The organism is Kosakonia sp. S57, assembly GCF_016516575.1.
Lineage (GTDB): Bacteria > Pseudomonadota > Gammaproteobacteria > Enterobacterales > Enterobacteriaceae > Kosakonia > Kosakonia cowanii.
In genome coordinates this window covers 288,999-306,202 of the sequence record NZ_JACVUL010000003.1, presented here as the reverse complement: position 1 = coordinate 306,202, position 17,204 = coordinate 288,999, and the positions used below count along the sequence as shown (strand labels likewise).

General features: G+C 52.5%; 14 protein-coding genes and 1 other RNA gene. 10 read left to right on the top strand and 5 right to left on the bottom strand.

Annotated features, from left to right (window positions below; genetic code table 11):
• Window positions 1-66: 66 nt before the first annotated feature.
• The 3 genes from IAE48_RS04660 to IAE48_RS04650 form a co-directional block, all read right to left on the bottom strand.
• Window positions 67-211: non-coding RNA, RtT sRNA (locus IAE48_RS04660), on the bottom strand.
• 168 nt (window positions 212-379) lie between these two features.
• Entirely contained in the window at window positions 380-1,222 is an 843-nt protein-coding gene (gene purU, locus IAE48_RS04655) for a formyltetrahydrofolate deformylase (RefSeq protein ID WP_023478636.1), read from the bottom strand.
• 47 nt (window positions 1,223-1,269) lie between these two features.
• Window positions 1,270-1,728, bottom strand: coding sequence for a YchJ family protein (locus IAE48_RS04650; RefSeq protein ID WP_200133639.1), 459 nt, complete (start codon window positions 1,726-1,728; stop codon window positions 1,270-1,272).
• Window positions 1,729-1,839: 111 nt separating this feature from the next.
• Between IAE48_RS04650 and rssA the strand changes: the two genes are divergently transcribed.
• The 3 genes from rssA (at window position 1,840) to galU (ending at window position 4,963) form a co-directional block, all read left to right on the top strand.
• Window positions 1,840-2,748: a patatin-like phospholipase RssA gene (gene rssA / locus IAE48_RS04645; protein ID WP_200133628.1), complete on the top strand. Its 909-nt coding sequence runs from the start codon at window positions 1,840-1,842 to the stop codon at window positions 2,746-2,748.
• A gap of 91 nt (window positions 2,749-2,839) precedes the next feature.
• Window positions 2,840-3,853 carry a two-component system response regulator RssB gene (gene rssB, locus IAE48_RS04640; RefSeq protein WP_054803457.1) on the top strand — a complete coding sequence of 338 codons (1,014 nt, stop codon included), beginning with the start codon at window positions 2,840-2,842 and terminating at the stop codon, window positions 3,851-3,853.
• A gap of 198 nt (window positions 3,854-4,051) precedes the next feature.
• A complete protein-coding gene (gene galU, locus IAE48_RS04635) occupies window positions 4,052-4,963 on the top strand; it encodes a UTP--glucose-1-phosphate uridylyltransferase GalU (protein WP_094419769.1) in 912 nt (303 codons plus the stop codon).
• Between the two features lie 276 nt (window positions 4,964-5,239).
• Here the strand turns inward: galU and hns are convergent, their stop codons facing one another.
• Window positions 5,240-5,650 (bottom strand): histone-like nucleoid-structuring protein H-NS, encoded by a 411-nt coding sequence (gene hns, locus IAE48_RS04630; protein WP_023478663.1) that lies wholly within the window; start codon window positions 5,648-5,650, stop codon window positions 5,240-5,242.
• A 546-nt stretch (window positions 5,651-6,196) separates the two neighbouring features.
• Here hns and tdk point away from each other — a divergent pair.
• A complete protein-coding gene (gene tdk, locus IAE48_RS04625) occupies window positions 6,197-6,814 on the top strand; it encodes a thymidine kinase (RefSeq protein WP_094419770.1) in 618 nt (205 codons plus the stop codon).
• A gap of 87 nt (window positions 6,815-6,901) precedes the next feature.
• On the opposite strand, the gene adhE is transcribed toward tdk, so the two are convergent.
• Complete coding sequence (gene adhE, locus IAE48_RS04620; RefSeq protein ID WP_200133627.1) at window positions 6,902-9,583, bottom strand: bifunctional acetaldehyde-CoA/alcohol dehydrogenase; 2,682 nt, start codon at window positions 9,581-9,583, stop codon at window positions 6,902-6,904.
• Between the two features lie 478 nt (window positions 9,584-10,061).
• On the opposite strand from adhE, the gene IAE48_RS04615 reads away from it, so the two are divergent.
• The 6 genes from IAE48_RS04615 (at window position 10,062) to oppF (ending at window position 17,163) form a co-directional block, all read left to right on the top strand.
• Window positions 10,062-10,709, top strand: a complete 648-nt coding sequence (locus IAE48_RS04615; RefSeq protein WP_200133626.1) for a YchE family NAAT transporter — start codon at window positions 10,062-10,064, stop codon at window positions 10,707-10,709.
• A gap of 817 nt (window positions 10,710-11,526) precedes the next feature.
• Window positions 11,527-13,158: an oligopeptide ABC transporter substrate-binding protein OppA gene (gene oppA, locus IAE48_RS04610; protein WP_076769933.1), complete on the top strand. Its 1,632-nt coding sequence runs from the start codon at window positions 11,527-11,529 to the stop codon at window positions 13,156-13,158.
• Between the two features lie 135 nt (window positions 13,159-13,293).
• On the top strand, window positions 13,294-14,214 hold the full coding sequence (gene oppB / locus IAE48_RS04605; RefSeq protein WP_054803454.1) for an oligopeptide ABC transporter permease OppB: 921 nt from the start codon (window positions 13,294-13,296) through the stop codon (window positions 14,212-14,214).
• 14 nt (window positions 14,215-14,228) lie between these two features.
• Window positions 14,229-15,137 (top strand): oligopeptide ABC transporter permease OppC, encoded by a 909-nt coding sequence (gene oppC, locus IAE48_RS04600; protein WP_023478831.1) that lies wholly within the window; start codon window positions 14,229-14,231, stop codon window positions 15,135-15,137.
• Window positions 15,138-15,148: 11 nt separating this feature from the next.
• A complete protein-coding gene (locus IAE48_RS04595) occupies window positions 15,149-16,162 on the top strand; it encodes an ABC transporter ATP-binding protein (RefSeq protein WP_200133625.1) in 1,014 nt (337 codons plus the stop codon).
• Complete coding sequence (gene oppF / locus IAE48_RS04590; protein WP_023478603.1) at window positions 16,159-17,163, top strand: murein tripeptide/oligopeptide ABC transporter ATP-binding protein OppF; 1,005 nt, start codon at window positions 16,159-16,161, stop codon at window positions 17,161-17,163. Before IAE48_RS04595 ends, oppF begins: the two co-directional genes overlap by 4 nt.
• Window positions 17,164-17,204: the final 41 nt, after the last annotated feature.

Sequence of the window (17,204 nt, the reverse complement as noted above, 5' to 3'; positions counted from 1 at the left end):
GCAGATTTACAGTCTGCTCCCTTTGGCCGCTCGGGAACCCCACCACGGGGTCACTACATTATTGTGATGTTGCGAAGGAAGGATTATTCGGAGCTGCGCTCCTCACCCTTCGGGCCGTTGCCGTTGGCAACGTTCTCTCGCTGGTGCTCGAGTCGAACCTTCGAAGTCGATGACGGCAGATTTGCAGTCAGCTCCCTTATGATCGCTCGGGAACCCCACCACGGGGTCACTACATGTTACTGGCTGCTTCCTTCTCGGGAAGCGCGGCGCATCATACCAAATGACGCGTCTCTGTAAAGCATTCAATCGTGAAAAATGAATCGGTTGCCTGCTTTTTACCCGTAACGCTGTAAAGCCAGGCAACCTCAAGAGTAAGTGCTTAAAGAATGATCGTCCGGTTGCCGTAAACAAAGACGCGCTGGGCCAGCACCTGATAGAGCGCGCGGCTGAGCACGTTCTTCTCGACATCGCGACCGGCGCGCATCATATCTTCAGCAGTATAGGTGTGATCGACATGAATCACGTCCTGCATGATGATCGGGCCTTCATCCAGGTTGTCATTCACGTAGTGCGCCGTAGCACCAATAATTTTCACGCCGCGCTCGTAAGCCTGGTGATAAGGGCGTGCGCCGATAAACGCCGGCAGGAAGGAGTGATGAATATTGATGATCTTATTCGGGAAACGCGAGACAAAGTCCGGCGTCAGGACGCGCATATACTTCGCCAGCACCACGTAATCAGGCTGATGGGCTTCAATCGCTTTCACCATCAGGTTGTCATGCGCTTCGCGCGTTAAACCTTCGTGGCTGACCAGCTCGAAAGGAATGTCGAAGCGTTCAACCAGCGGGCGCAGCGTTTCATGGTTGCCAATGACCGCTGCAATCTCCACATCCAGGCCGCCATAGTTGGCTTTCATCAGCAGATCGCCCAGGCAGTGCGCCTCTTTGGTCACCAGAATCACCACCCGACGACGACCCGCCGCGTTCAGCTCGCGAACAGAGCCTTCCGGCAGCGCGCTGTCGAGATCGGCCAGCAGCGTGGCATCGTTAAAAATGCCCTCAAGCTCGGTACGCATAAAGAAGCGGCCGGTACGGTGGTCGACAAATTCATTATTCTGAACAATGTTCAGCTCGTGCTTATAACAAATGTTAGTAATGCGAGCGATAAGGCCCTTCTGATCGGGGCAGATGGTGCGCAGAATTTTACGTTGTAAAGAGTGCATTGCCGGGTAAATCCTGTTGAGTGTGTTTGTTAAGGGTGATGCCGGGCTTATTGCCCGCAGCACTTTTTAAATTTTTTACCTGACCCGCAGGGACAGGGATCGTTACGACCAAACTGTGGGCGCGTACCGTCAATGTAGTACCATTCGCCGTTTTCCTTTAAAAAACGGGAACGTTCAATAATTGCGCCATTTTTGTCATTCTCGCGAAAGCGAGCAACAAAACTGACATAACCTTCATTGTCATCGTGACCGTAAGCGTGCTCAAATAGCGTCAGTCCGAGCCAGGTTGTGGCGGCGAAACCAGCCTCAATCTGTTCCCGAAAGGTGTGTGCCGCGCAGGAGGGATGCCAGGTTTTCACCAGATAATCCGTCTGATGTAGGACAAAAGCGGTATAGCGAGAACGCATCAGGCGAGAGGGATCCGGCGCCGTGTGATGACCAGACAGATAAGGCTGGCAACATACGCTATACTCCTGAGCGCTACCGCAAGGACATGTTTGAGACAAAACAGCATTCCTGAAACAATAATAACGGCGCAGCACGCGCCAGGGTGGCAATATGTTAACTGAGCCGCCGCGTTGTGGCTACAGTAAGCCGGGGGAAGTGAAGCACGCGGAATGAGAACGGTAAAAATCGGTCTGGCGCTGGGTTCTGGCGCAGCCAGAGGTTGGTCGCATATCGGCGTCATTAATGCGTTAGCGCGCGCCGGCATTACTATTGATGTCGTGGCGGGATGCTCAATCGGGTCATTAGTTGGCGCGGCATACTCCTGTGGACGGTTGTCTCTGCTGGAGAATTGGGTGCGCTCTTTCCGCTACTGGGACGTACTGCGGCTTATGGATCTCTCCTGGCGCCGCGGCGGTTTGCTGCGCGGTGAACGCGTGTTCAATCAATACCGTCAGCTCCTTCCTTTCGACGACTTTAGCCACTGCGAAAAGCGTTTTGGCGCGGTCGCAACCAATCTCAGCACCGGGCGTGAGTTATGGTTTACCGAGGGCGATTTGCACCGCGCTGTGCGCGCCTCGTGCAGTATTCCCGGTTTGATGTCGCCCGTTGCGCATAATGGCTACTGGCTGGTCGATGGCGCGGTGGTTAACCCGGTGCCGGTCTCATTAACCCGTGCGCTGGGTGCTGACATCGTTATTGCCGTCGACCTGCAGCACGACGCCCATTTAATGCAGCAGGATCTGCTCTCCGTAACGCCCGCCGATAGCGAGATGGAAAAAGGCAGCGGCGAAGCCCTGCGCTGGCATCAGCGCCTGCGCGAGCGGCTAAGCCGCACCACGCCGAAGCGCCCGGTGACGCCGACCGCAATGGAGATCATGACTACCTCGATCCAGGTGCTGGAAAACCGCCTCAAGCGCAACCGTATGGCGGGCGATCCGCCGGATATTTTGTTGCAACCCATTTGTCCGCAAATATCCACTCTCGATTTTCATCGTGCTGATGCGGCGATTGCCGCCGGGCAGTTAGCGGTAGAAAAGAGCATGGACGAGTTACTTCCGCTGGTGCGGACTTTAGCGTGAACATAATTTTTATAAGACTTCAGCAAATTCTGACAGGCGAGTGTCGGCGAAGCATGCCACTATTGATCTACTGTCAGGCAGGGGAGATGAGATGACGCAGCCGTTGGTCGGGAAACAGATATTGATAGTGGAAGACGAACTCGTTTTCCGATCGCTGCTGGATTCATGGTTGCAATCTCTTGGCGCAACGACGTTGCTGGCCGGAGACGGGGTAGATGCGCTGGAGCAGATGGCTGGCAATCAACCCGATTTAATTATTTGCGACCTGGCCATGCCGCGTATGAATGGTCTCGCGCTGGTTGAAGCGCTGCGCAACCAGGGCATGCAGACGCCGGTGCTGGTGATTTCCGCTACCGAAAATATGGCCGACATTGCAAAAGCGCTGCGTCTTGGCGTGCAGGATGTCGTGCTGAAGCCCGTTAAAGATTTCAATCGTCTGCGGGAAACTATCTTCGCCTGCATCTACCCAAATATGTTTAATTCCCGGGTAGAGGAGGAGGAACGTTTATTCCAGGATTGGGATGCGCTGGTGGATAACCCGCAGGCCGCAGCCAATTTATTAAAAGAGCTTCAGCCGCCTGTTCAGCAGGTCATTTCCGGCTGCCGCGTAAATTATCGCCAGCTTGTTTCGGCAGAAAGCCCCGGGCTGGTGCTGGATATTGCACCGCTTTCCGGACACGATCTCGCCTTCTATTGTCTTGATGTTACCCGCGCCGGCAATAATGGCGTGCTGGCCGCGCTGCTGCTGCGCGCATTATTTAATGGCTTACTTCAGGAACAATTGTCACATCAGCGCCAGCGCTTACCTGAAATGGGTGCTTTACTTAAGCAGGTAAACCAACTGTTGCACCAGGCAAATTTGCCGGGGCAGTTCCCGTTACTGGTGGGGTATTACCACAGTGAGCTTAAGAATTTGTTATTAGTCTCGGCCGGTTTAAACGCGACGTTAAATACCGGGGAGCATCAAATTCAAATCAGCAGTGGTGTTCCTCTCGGTACGCTTGGGAATACCTATCTCAACCAGGTAAGCCAGCGCAGCGAAGCGTGGCAATGCCAGGTCTGGGGTGCAGGCGGGCGGTTACGCTTAATGTTGAACGCGGAATGAGCGATCGCGTGGCGAAGCTCAGATAGATTTACCCGTCTTATAAAAACGGGTGCTAATATCGCCGCAGTTTCTTCGTATTAATCCTAATTAGTTGTTAGCGCGTCCTTTTCAGACCTGGTCATTGGGTTGGTACTGATATACTCAGACGCGAGTTAATTCATGAACCTGTTCAAATCATGGACAGTCCAGGAGATTTCAATGGCTGCAATAAATTCGAAAGTGACTAAAGCAGTAATCCCGGTCGCGGGGTTGGGAACGAGGATGCTACCAGCTACGAAGGCAATTCCGAAAGAAATGTTGCCGCTGGTTGATAAGCCATTAATTCAGTATGTGGTCAATGAGTGCATTGCCGCGGGTATTACTGAAATCGTTCTGGTAACACATTCATCTAAAAACTCTATTGAAAACCACTTCGATACCAGCTTTGAGCTTGAAGCCATGCTGGAGAAGCGCGTTAAACGTCAGCTTCTCGAAGAAGTGCAATCTATTTGCCCGCCGCACGTCACCATCATGCAGGTGCGTCAGGGTCTGGCGAAGGGTCTGGGTCATGCCGTTATGTGCGCGCATCCGGTTGTCGGCAACGAGCCGGTCGCCGTAATCCTGCCAGACGTTATCCTTGATGAGTTCGAGTCCGATCTGTCGCAGGATAACCTCGCTGAGATGATCAAACGCTTCGACGAATCCGGTGCCAGCCAGATCATGGTTGAGCCGGTAGATGACGTTACCGCTTACGGCGTAGTGGACTGCAAAGGCGCCACGCTGAACCCGGGCGACAGCGTACCGATGGTTGGCGTGGTTGAGAAACCGAAAGCGAACGTCGCACCGTCAAACCTCGCCGTTGTTGGCCGCTATGTCCTGAGCGCTGAGATTTGGCCGCTGCTGGCGAAAACGCCTCCGGGAGCCGGTGATGAGATCCAGCTTACCGATGCTATCGATATGCTGATCGAAAAAGAGACCGTTGAAGCCTATCACATGAAAGGTAAAAGCCATGACTGTGGTAATAAACTCGGCTATATGCGCGCCTTTGTAGAATATGGCATTCGCCATAAATCACTGGGTGAAGAGTTTAAAGCCTGGCTGAACGAAACGGTAGGCGCTGCTAAAGCATAACCCCCAGCGCAGACCGTAAATAAGGTCGACGTTAATCGTGCTCAGCACTGATTATCGTCGACCTTTTTTATTGCGTGTTTATCAGCGGCCCGCTGTGAAAAGGGGGCATAAGAAAAAGCGTATAATGCTGGTAATAAAGGGGGCGGGTTTTTGAGCGCTGCCCATGACGAAAACAAACGACGTCATTGTCCGGGCTATTTGTGAAGAAATTGTGTAGAACGGATAAAAAAATCCCGCCAGCGGCGGGATATTAAAAGCAGATAAGATTTTACTCACTTACGCGAGCAGGAAATCTTCCAGCTTTTTACCTTGTTCATCGATAGCTTTTTTGATTACTGCTGGAGTACGACCCTGGCCGGTCCAGGTTTTCGTTTCGCCATTTTCATCTACGTAGCTATATTTAGCCGGACGCGCAGCGCGTTTTGCTTTGGTACCGGTTTTAGCCGCAGCCATGCTGTTCAGCAATTCATTCGGGTCAATACCATCAGCAATTAACATTTCACGATACTGCTGCAGTTTACGGGTACGCTCTTCAACTTCAGCTGCGGCAGCGTTCTCTTCTTCACGACGCTCATTAACCACAACTTCTAATTTTTCCAGCATCTCTTCCAGTGTTTCCAGCGTGCATTCTCTTGCCTGTGCGCGCAGAGTACGGATGTTGTTCAGAATTTTAAGGGCTTCGCTCATTGTAGTAATCTCAAACTTATATTGGGGTGGTTTGTTGGGCTAATAATAGAGCGTTAATTTCAGCAGTGCAATAGCCGCGAATGTAAGGAATTCAAAATAGCCCTTTATTTAAGTTTTTTCTAAATACCGTTATCTTAAATTTTTAATCAACAACCACACTGCCAAACAGGTATAAGCGTGCAATCCAGGTTCGGTCATATGAAAAGGTGAAGCGATATTTTTTGATTATTCCTTTGGGAGAAATAGCCATAATGGATAAATAACAACCGCGTTTATTACCGAGCTAAATGCGGTTACTTTAGTAAAATATTAATAATTTCTGAATGATATGATGAGAATCATCGCATAAGAACAGTATGCTAACTTCCTGAATTTGTTATGGCTGTTTCTTTTGCAGCTACAGCTGCTGCGATCGGAAAGTGCGCATTTATGCGTAAATCTGTCTACAGGATTAACCTAAGCTCCAACGGTTGCTCAGGTCCGGCCGTTAAAACATGATACAATTCGCCGCAGGATCATCACACTTTGATTAGGGTTTTGCGCGCAATGGCACAGCTTTATTTCTACTATTCAGCAATGAATGCAGGGAAATCGACGGCATTACTACAGTCCTCGTACAATTATCAAGAGCGAGGCATGAGAACGGTAGTTTATACCGCAGAAATTGATAACCGCTTTGGTGCAGGGAAAGTCACTTCCCGGATTGGTTTATCCTCGCCCGCACGTCTGTTTAATCAGCACACCTCGCTGTTTGACGACATTAAAGCTCAACACCAGCAAGAAGCCGTGCACTGTGTGCTGGTGGACGAATGCCAGTTCTTGACGCGAGAGCAGGTATACGCCCTGTCAGAAGTGGTGGATGAGCTTGATATTCCCGTGCTCTGTTATGGGCTGAGAACTGATTTCCGCGGCGAACTCTTCGGCGGGAGCCAGTATTTGCTGGCGTGGTCAGATAAATTAGTTGAGCTTAAAACCGTCTGTTTTTGCGGACGCAAGGCAAGCATGGTGCTGCGACTTGACCACGAAGGGCGTCCTTATAATGAAGGCGAGCAGGTGGTTATTGGCGGCAATGAGCGCTACGTCTCCGTTTGCCGTAAACATTATAAGGAAGCGCTGTCAGAGGGCTCGCTTGCAACAATACAGGCGCGGGTAAGAGGGGAGTGATTGCACTGTTAGTCACTGAGTAAATACCTTCTGATAAGCAGAAAATAAAAAAACCCGCCGAAGCGGGTTTTTTATGACGCTATACCATTAAGCGGGTTTCTTCGCTTTTTTGTCAGCTTTAACCGGTGCGGCTTCCACTTTTGGTGCAGGAGCGGCTTCACCCTCTTTATATTCGCGACCGTAGAAGGTATCCAGCAGGATCTGCTTCAGCTCTGCGATGAGCGGGTAACGCGGGTTGGCGCCGGTGCACTGGTCGTCAAACGCATCTTCAGAGAGTTTGTCGACGTTGGCCAGGAAGTCTGCTTCCTGTACGCCAGCTTCACGAATCGACTTCGGAATACCCAGCTCCGCTTTCAGGCTCTCCAGCCAGGCCAGCAGTTTCTCAATTTTCGCAGCGGTACGGTCGCCCGGTGCAGAGAGACCCAGGTGATCGGCAATCTCTGCGTAACGGCGGCGTGCCTGCGGACGGTCATACTGACTGAACGCGGTCTGTTTGGTCGGGTTGTCATTCGCGTTGTAGCGGATAACGTTGCTGATCAACAGGGCGTTAGCCAGGCCGTGCGGGATATGGAACTGGGAGCCCAGTTTGTGCGCCATGGAGTGACACACACCGAGGAAGGCGTTAGCGAACGCGATACCTGCGATGGTTGCGGCACTGTGGACACGCTCACGGGCAACCGGGTTTTTCGACCCTTCGTTATAAGAAGCCGGCAGGTTCTCTTTCAGCAGTTTAACTGCCTGCAGCGCCTGACCGTCGGAGAACTCAGAAGCCAGAACCGAGACGTACGCTTCCAGCGCGTGGGTTACCGCATCCAGACCACCAAAGGCGCAGAGGGATTTCGGCATATCCATCACCAGGTTGGCGTCGACAACCGCCATATCCGGGGTGAGGGCGTAATCCGCCAGCGGGTATTTCTGGCCGGTAGCATCATCGGTAACCACCGCAAACGGCGTCACTTCAGAACCGGTACCGGAGGTGGTGGTCACGGCGATCATTTTCGCTTTGACGCCCATTTTCGGGAACTTGTAGATACGTTTACGGATATCCATAAAGCGCAGCGCCAGCTCTTCGAAGTGGGTTTCCGGATGTTCGTACATCACCCACATGATTTTCGCAGCATCCATCGGGGAGCCGCCGCCGAGGGCGATAATCACGTCCGGTTTAAAGGAGTTCGCCAGCTCAGCGCCTTTACGCACCACGGTCAGCGTCGGATCCGCTTCCACCTCGAAGAACACTTCGGTTTCCACGCCCGCAGCTTTCAGCACAGAGGTGATCTGGTCAGCATAGCCGTTGTTGAAGAGGAAACGGTCGGTCACGATCATCGCGCGTTTGTGACCATCAGTAATCACTTCATCCAGCGCGATTGGCAGAGAGCCACGGCGGAAGTAGATTGATTTCGGAAGTTTATGCCACAACATGTTCTCAGCTCGCTTTGCAACGGTTTTCTTGTTGATCAGGTGCTTAGGACCAACGTTTTCTGAGATGGAGTTACCACCCCATGAACCACAACCCAGAGTCAGGGAAGGCGCAAGTTTGAAGTTGTAGAGGTCACCGATACCACCCTGAGAAGCAGGGGTGTTGATAAGGATACGCGCGGTTTTCATCATCTGGCCGAAGTGCGCCACACGCTCAGGCTGGTTGTCCTGGTCGGTGTAGAGGCAGGAGGTGTGCCCGATACCGCCCATGGCGACCAGTTTCTCCGCTTTCACCACCGCATCGTCGAAATCTTTCGCGCGATACATTGCCAGAGTAGGAGAGAGTTTTTCATGTGCAAACGGCTCGCTCTCATCCACCACGGTGACTTCACCGATGAGGATTTTGGTGCTTGCCGGTACGCTAAAGCCCGCCAGTTCAGCAATTTTGTGCGCCGGTTGGCCAACGATAGCCGCGTTGAGCGCGCCGTTTTTCAGGATGATATCCTGAACCGCTTTCAGCTCCTGGCCCTGCAGCATATAGCCGCCGTGGCTGGCGAAACGCTCACGCACTGCGTCATACACGGAGTCAACAACTACAACAGACTGTTCAGAAGCACAGATAACGCCGTTGTCGAAGGTTTTTGACATCAGCACGGAGGCGACAGCGCGTTTGATATCGGCGGTTTCGTCGATAACAACCGGGGTGTTACCCGCACCCACGCCGATAGCCGGTTTACCGGAGCTATAGGCGGCTTTCACCATGCCCGGACCGCCGGTCGCGAGGATCAGGTTGATATCCGGGTGATGCATTAACGCATTGGAGAGTTCGACGGAAGGCTGATCAATCCAGCCGATAAGGTCTTTCGGCGCACCTGCCGCGATTGCCGCCTGCAGCACGATGTCCGCTGCTTTGTTGGTGGCGTCTTTTGCACGTGGGTGCGGAGAGAAGATGATTGCGTTACGGGTTTTCAGGCTAATCAGTGATTTAAAGATTGCAGTAGAGGTGGGGTTAGTGGTCGGTACGATACCGCAGATAATGCCGATAGGCTCAGCGATAGTGATCGTGCCGAAGGTATCATCTTCCGATAATACGCCGCAGGTTTTCTCATCTTTATACGCGTTGTAGATATACTCGGAAGCAAAGTGGTTTTTAATCACTTTATCTTCGACGATACCCATGCCGGATTCAGCTACGGCCATTTTCGCGAGGGGGATTCGAGCATCTGCGGCAGCCAGGGCGGCGGCGCGGAAGATTTTATCTACTTGCTCTTGAGTAAAGTTGGCATATTCACGCTGGGCTTTCTTCACACGTTCAACGAGTGCGTTCAGTTCAGCGACATTAGTAACAGCCATAATGCTCTCCTGATAATGTTTAAACTCTTTTAGTAAACCATCTGCGCAAACTGTCAGTATAGACAGCGCCGAAACAGGTTGTGTAAAGCTATGTAAGTCAATAAGTTACACAGCATAAATACCGCTGGTTTACTAAAAGAGCCTTAACGAACCGGGAGCAATTATTGACATTTCTGCTCTCTATTCGTGGCATCAAGATTACCCATTTCTGAGTAATTAATGCGTGATCCATATCAAGTTTTCACTAAGCTGACACCTTTCAGCTTGGCCATTATCGGCAAGTTGTATCAATTGTTAACGTTTATCCGCTAAATAAGGCTCGGATTTTTCACATTTGCCTTAACTCAATAACACCCTGTTTTATCAGGGTTATTAGCGAATGAACTGGTGGACTCCAGAAAAAAATCGCGTATCTTCTGCATGGATTTTCCTGTCACGCTATTGTTTCTAAAGTACTGGCGATAACGCGGAGCTTGCTGTGGATCACTTTGGGTTTGATATTCCTCTCTATTTTAAATTTTTCGTCGGTCTTTTTGCGCTGGTGAACCCGGTTGGCATCATCCCGGTTTTTATCAGTATGACCAGTTATCAAATGGCCGATGCCCGTAATAAAACCAATCTTACGGCGAATGTTTCAGTCGCTATCATTCTCTGGACGTCACTCTTCCTGGGCGACACCATCCTGCAGCTGTTTGGTATCTCAATTGACTCTTTCCGCATTGCCGGCGGAATCCTGGTGGTTACCATCGCAATGTCGATGATCAGCGGCAAGCTGGGGGAGGATAAACAGAACAAGCAGGAGAAATCAGAAACCGCTATCCGTGAAAGCGTGGGCGTAGTACCGCTGGCATTGCCCTTAATGGCAGGGCCGGGCGCAATCAGCTCCACCATCGTTTGGGGGACGCGTTATCACACGCTTGCACACCTGATTGGCTTCTCACTGGCGATTGCACTGTTTGCGCTCTGCTCATGGGGACTGTTCCGCATTGCGCCCTGGCTGGTTCGCCTGCTCAGGCAAACCGGCATTAACGTCATTACGCGTATTATGGGGCTGCTGCTGATGGCGTTAGGCATTGAGTTTATTGTTGCCGGCGCGAAGTCGCTTTTCCCCGTCCTGCTGAATTGATTCATTCTTTCATTTATATAGGTTTTATTTTTTCGGGGCGCGAGAACATCGCGCTTTCGAATGTAAGCCTGCTCGCATAATTAGCAAAAGATATGAAGAATCAGCAGAAGGGCGGCAGGCATAACAAATTACAATAATCAGAAAAGCTGTTTTCTATCATAGAATTATAAGTTGCATGAATCATTAATGTCTGCATTTTGAGCAATTAACTCTGTTATTTCTCTCACATCATACTATTGGGCTTGCCGAGTCATTATCGAAATGATATTAGTACTTTCAATCTCCTCGCAGAGTAATGTGCTAAAAAGTAGTCAATTGTTGATTTTTTGTGCAAATCTCTACGAAGGCAGCCAACAAGTATCACAAGGCGGTGATACTTCTTTATCTGATTGATAATTCATAAGAAAAAACCAACAGGGAGACGCAGTCGTCATCTCGCTGCGGCTGTCGCTACGCCGTAAAAGAGAAATGGTTAACAAATTTGCAAAATGTATTGGCGGCGGTCTCGGGCATTTGTTATTTTCCGGCGAATGTCTTTATCAGCCTCATAATTTACAGCGCAAAGCGATTTGTTGAGAATCGTTTTCAATTAGAAAATAAATAGCATGAATACAACGCGTCTCGACAGGGGAGGCGCGTTAATGAATCGACGCGAGATTGCCGTTCGAGCGATCCGTAATAAAAAAGTCGGTGATAGCAGAAGTAAAAAAAAGATGTCTGAAAGCGCCAAAAGCTCCTGCGCTATTCAGGCCCCCGAACAGGGGATGATACAGCTGGCATAAATGTCGGTAATTATAATGATTGGAGTCACAACACAATGTCCATCATCACAAAGAAAAGCGTAGTTGCAGCGGGTATTTTAGCAGCGCTAATTTCCGGTAACGCCGCCTTCGCGGCCGACGTACCGGCCGGCGTTCAACTAGCGGAAAAACAGACGCTGGTGCGCAATAACGGTGCTGAAGTGCAATCTCTCGATCCGCATAAAATCGAGGGCGTTCCGGAATCAAACGTTAGCCGTGACCTGTTTGAAGGTCTGCTTATTTCCGACGTTGAAGGCCACCCGACTGCCGGTGTTGCTGAAAAGTGGGAAAACAAAGATTTTAAAGTCTGGACATTCCATCTGCGTAAAAACGCCAAATGGTCAGACGGCACCCCGGTTACCGCCCATGACTTCGTCTATAGCTGGCAGCGTCTGGCAGATCCGAAAACGGCTTCTCCGTACGCCAGCTATCTGCAATATGGTCACATCGCCAACATCGATGATGTTATCGCCGGTAAAAAACCGACCAGCGAACTGGGCGTAAAAGCGATCGATGATAATACTTTCGAAGTCACGCTGAGCGAGCCGGTTCCCTATTTCTATAAACTGCTGGTTCACCCGTCCGTTTCCGCTGTGCCAAAAGCCGCGATTGAAAAATTTGGCGATAAGTGGACCCAGCCTGCAAATATTGTCACCAACGGCGCTTATAAGCTGAAAGATTGGGTGGTCAACGAACGTATCGTTCTTGAGCGCAACACCAATTACTGGGACAACGACAAAACCGTTATTACCCAGGTAACCTACCTGCCAATCTCTGCAGAAGTCACGGACGTTAACCGCTACCGCAGCGGCGAAATCGACATGACCTATAACAACATGCCGATTGAACTGTTCCAGAAACTGAAAAAAGAGATCCCGAAAGAAGTTCACGTCGATCCGTACCTCTGTACTTATTACTACGAGATCAATAACCAGAAAGCGCCATTCACTGACGTTCGCGTGCGTACCGCCCTCAAACTGGCGCTGGACCGCGATATCATCGTTAATAAAGTGAAAAACCAGGGCGACCTGCCTGCTTACAGCTACACCCCGCCGTATACCGACGGTGCAAAACTGACCGAACCGGCCTGGTTCAAAATGACCCAGGAGCAGCGTAACGCCGAAGCGAAGAAACTGCTCGCCGAAGCGGGTTACACAGCCGACAAACCGCTGAGCTTCAGCCTGCTGTATAACACCTCCGATCTGCACAAAAAACTGGCGATTGCCGTTGCCTCGATCTGGAAGAAAAACCTCGGTGCCAACGTCAAGCTGGAGAATCAGGAGTGGAAAACCTTCCTCGACACGCGTCATCAGGGCACCTTTGATGTTGCACGTGCCGGCTGGTGCGCGGACTACAACGAGCCGACCTCCTTCCTGAACACCATGCTTTCAGACAGCTCGAACAACACCGCGCACTATAAGAGCCCGGCGTTTGACAAGCTGATCGGCGACACGCTGAAAGTGACCGACGAAGCGCAGCGCGCTGAGCTTTACTCCAAAGCTGAACAGCAGCTTGATAAAGACTCCGCTATCGTTCCGGTTTACTACTACGTGAACGCCCGTCTGGTGAAACCGTGGGTGGGTGGCTACACCGGTAAAGACCCGTTAGATAATATCTACGTGAAAAACTTGTATATTATCAAGCATTAATGGCAATGAGTGGGGCAGGGAAACCTGCCTCACGGTGTCTTATTTTTATCGCACCAGAACACACATCGGTCGCAGACGGCACCTGGGTCGTCTGAAAGAGAATGTGTAAAAGGCACAGGCCAGAAGGTACGGGCAATGTTGAAATTTATCCTGCGTCGCTTTCTTGAAGCGATTCCAACACTCTTTATTCTGATTACGATTTCGTTCTTTATGATGCGTCTTGCGCCGGGAAGTCCTTTTACCGGTGAACGTGCGCTTGCGCCGGAAGTAATGGCCAATATCGAGGCGAAATACCATTTAAACGATCCCATCACCACCCAGTATTTCAGCTACCTGAAACAGCTGGCGCATCTGGATTTTGGTCCGTCGTTTAAATACAAAGATTACACCGTGAATGACCTGGTGGCGGCGAGCTTCCCGGTTTCCGCCAAATTGGGCGCCGCGGCGTTTATCCTCGCGATTGTGTTCGGCGTGACGGCAGGCGTTATCGCCGCGTTAAACCAGAACACCAAATGGGACTACACGGTAATGGGATTAGCCATGACCGGGGTAGTGATACCCAGCTTCGTTGTCGCTCCTCTGTTAGTGATGATATTTGCCATTGTGCTGCAGTGGCTACCGGCCGGCGGCTGGAATGGCGGGGCACCTAAATTTATGATCCTGCCGATGGTCGCGCTCTCGCTCGCCTATATCGCCAGCATCGCGCGTATCACCCGTGGTTCGATGATTGAAGTGCTGCACTCCAACTTCATCCGCACCGCGCGCGCGAAAGGGCTGCCGATGCGCCGGATCATCTTCCGTCACGCGCTGAAACCGGCGCTGCTGCCCGTGCTCTCCTATATGGGCCCGGCTTTTGTCGGCATCATTACTGGCTCCATGGTTATCGAAACGATTTATGGCTTGCCGGGCATCGGCCAGCTGTTCGTGAACGGCGCGCTTAACCGCGACTACTCGCTGGTGCTGAGCCTGACCATTCTGGTCGGCGCGCTGACCATCACCTTCAACGCGATTGTTGATGTGCTTTACGCCATCATCGATCCGAAAATTCGTTATTGAGACTGGAGTTCGCCATGATGTTAAGTAAGAAAAACAGCGAGGCGCTGGAAAACTTCAGTGAGAAACTCGAAGTCGAAGGGCGTAGCCTTTGGCAGGACGCGCGTCGTCGCTTTATGCACAACCGTGCAGCGGTCGCCAGCCTGTTTGTACTGGTGCTGATTGCGCTGTTCGTGACGCTGGCGCCGATGCTGTCGCAGTTCAGCTACTTTGATACCGACTGGGCGATGATGTCTAACGCGCCGGATATGGAGTCAGGGCACTATTTCGGCACCGACTCCTCCGGACGCGATCTGCTGGTGCGTGTGGCTATCGGCGGGCGTATCTCGCTGATGGTCGGCATCGCCGCGGCGCTGGTGGCGGTAGTTCTCGGTACGCTCTACGGTTCGCTCTCTGGCTACCTGGGCGGCAAAACCGACTCGGTGATGATGCGTCTGCTGGAGATCCTCAACTCCTTCCCGTTTATGTTCTTCGTTATCCTGCTGGTCACCTTTTTCGGGCAGAACATCCTGCTGATCTTTGTGGCTATCGGCATGGTCTCCTGGCTGGATATGGCGCGTATTGTGCGCGGCCAGACCCTGAGCCTGAAGCGTAAAGAGTTTATCGAAGCGGCGCAGGTGGGCGGGGTCTCTACCGCCAATATCGTGATGCGCCATATCGTGCCGAACGTGCTGGGCGTGGTGGTGGTGTATGCCTCGCTGCTGGTGCCGAGCATGATCCTGTTCGAATCCTTCCTGAGCTTCCTCGGCCTCGGTACGCAGGAGCCGCTCAGCAGCTGGGGCGCGCTGTTAAGCGATGGCGCAAACTCAATGGAGGTTTCTCCATGGTTGCTGCTCTTCCCGGCGGGTTTCCTTGTGATCACCCTGTTCTGTTTCAACTTTATCGGCGATGGCCTGCGTGATGCCCTCGACCCGAAAGATCGTTAAGGAGTGCCGTTATGAGCATGACTGAAACCGTAGTAGCGTCAACGACGCGGCAGCAAACGGACCTCCTGCTGGATGTGAAAGATCTCCGTGTGACCTTTGGCACGCCGGATGGCGATGTCACCGCGGTCAACGACCTGAACTTCTCCCTGCGCGCCGGCGAGACGCTGGGCATCGTGGGCGAATCAGGCTCCGGTAAATCCCAGACCGCATTTGCGCTGATGGGGCTGCTGGCTTCCAACGGGCGTATTGGTGGCTCGGCGCTGTTCAACGGCAAAGAGATCCTGAACCTGCCGGAACATGCGCTGAACAAGCTGCGCGCCGAGCAGATCTCGATGATTTTCCAGGACCCGATGACCTCGCTGAACCCTTACATGCGCGTCGGCGAACAGTTGATGGAAGTGTTGATGCTGCACAAAGGCATGAACAAAGCCGAAGCGTTTGAAGAGTCAGTAAAAATGCTCGACGCGGTCAAAATGCCGGAAGCGCGTAAGCGCATGCGCATGTACCCGCACGAGTTCTCCGGCGGGATGCGCCAGCGCGTGATGATCGCCATGGCGCTGATGTGCAGGCCAAAGCTGCTGATTGCCGACGAACCCACAACCGCGCTCGACGTTACCGTGCAGGCGCAGATTATGACGCTGCTTAATGAGCTGAAGCGCGAATTCAACACCGCGATTATCATGATCACCCATGACCTCGGCGTGGTGGCAGGCATCTGCGATAAAGTGCTGGTGATGTATGCCGGTCGAACCATGGAGTATGGCAAAGCGCGCGATGTCTTCTATCAGCCGTCGCACCCGTACTCTATCGGCCTGCTGCATGCGGTGCCGCGTCTGGATGCCGATGGCGAAGCGATGTTGACCATTCCGGGCAACCCGCCAAACCTGCTGCGTCTGCCGAAAGGCTGCCCGTTCCAGCCGCGCTGTCCGCACGCGATGGAGATCTGTAATAACGCGCCGCCGCTGGATGAGTTCGCGCCGGGCCGTCTGCGCGCCTGCTTTAAGCCGGTGGAGGAGTTAGTATGAACGCCGTAACCGAAGAGAGAAAAGTGCTGCTCGAAATCGCCGATCTGAAGGTGCATTTCGATATTAAAGATGGCAGACAGTGGTTCTGGCAGCCGCCGAAAACCCTGAAAGCGGTCGATGGCGTCACGCTGCGCCTCTATGAGGGCGAAACCCTTGGCGTGGTCGGAGAATCCGGCTGCGGCAAATCAACCTTCGCGCGCGCGATTATTGGCCTGGTGAAAGCGACCGACGGAAAAGTGGCCTGGCTGGGACGCGATCTGCTGGGCATGAAACCGGATGAGTGGCGCGCCGTACGCAGCGATATCCAGATGATTTTCCAGGATCCGCTGGCCTCGCTGAACCCGCGTATGACTATCGGTGAAATCATCGCCGAGCCGCTGCGCACCTACCATCCGAAGATGCCGCGTCAGGAAGTGAAAGACCGCGTCAAAGCGATGATGATGAAGGTCGGCCTGCTGCCTAACCTGATCAACCGCTATCCCCATGAGTTTTCTGGCGGTCAATGCCAGCGTATCGGCATCGCACGCGCGCTGATCCTTGAGCCGAAACTGATTATCTGCGATGAGCCAGTCTCCGCGCTCGACGTGTCGATTCAGGCGCAGGTGGTCAACCTGCTGCAACAGTTACAGCGGGAAATGGGGCTGTCGCTGATCTTTATTGCCCACGATCTGGCGGTGGTGAAGCACATCTCCGATCGCGTGCTGGTGATGTACCTGGGCCATGCGGTAGAGCTGGGCACCTATGATGAGGTGTACCAGAATCCGCTGCACCCTTACACCAAAGCGCTGATGTCAGCGGTGCCGGTGCCCGATCCGGATGTCGAGAAGAACAAAACCATTCAGCTGCTGGAGGGGGATCTGCCATCGCCGATCAACCCGCCATCGGGCTGCGTCTTCCGCACCCGTTGCCCGATTGCCGGGCCGGAGTGTGCGAAAACCCGTCCGGTGCTGGAGGGCAGCTTCCGCCACGCGGTCTCCTGCCTGAAGGTCGACCCGCTTTAAGCGAGGCATAAAAAAAGGGCTGACAACTTGTCAGCCCTTTT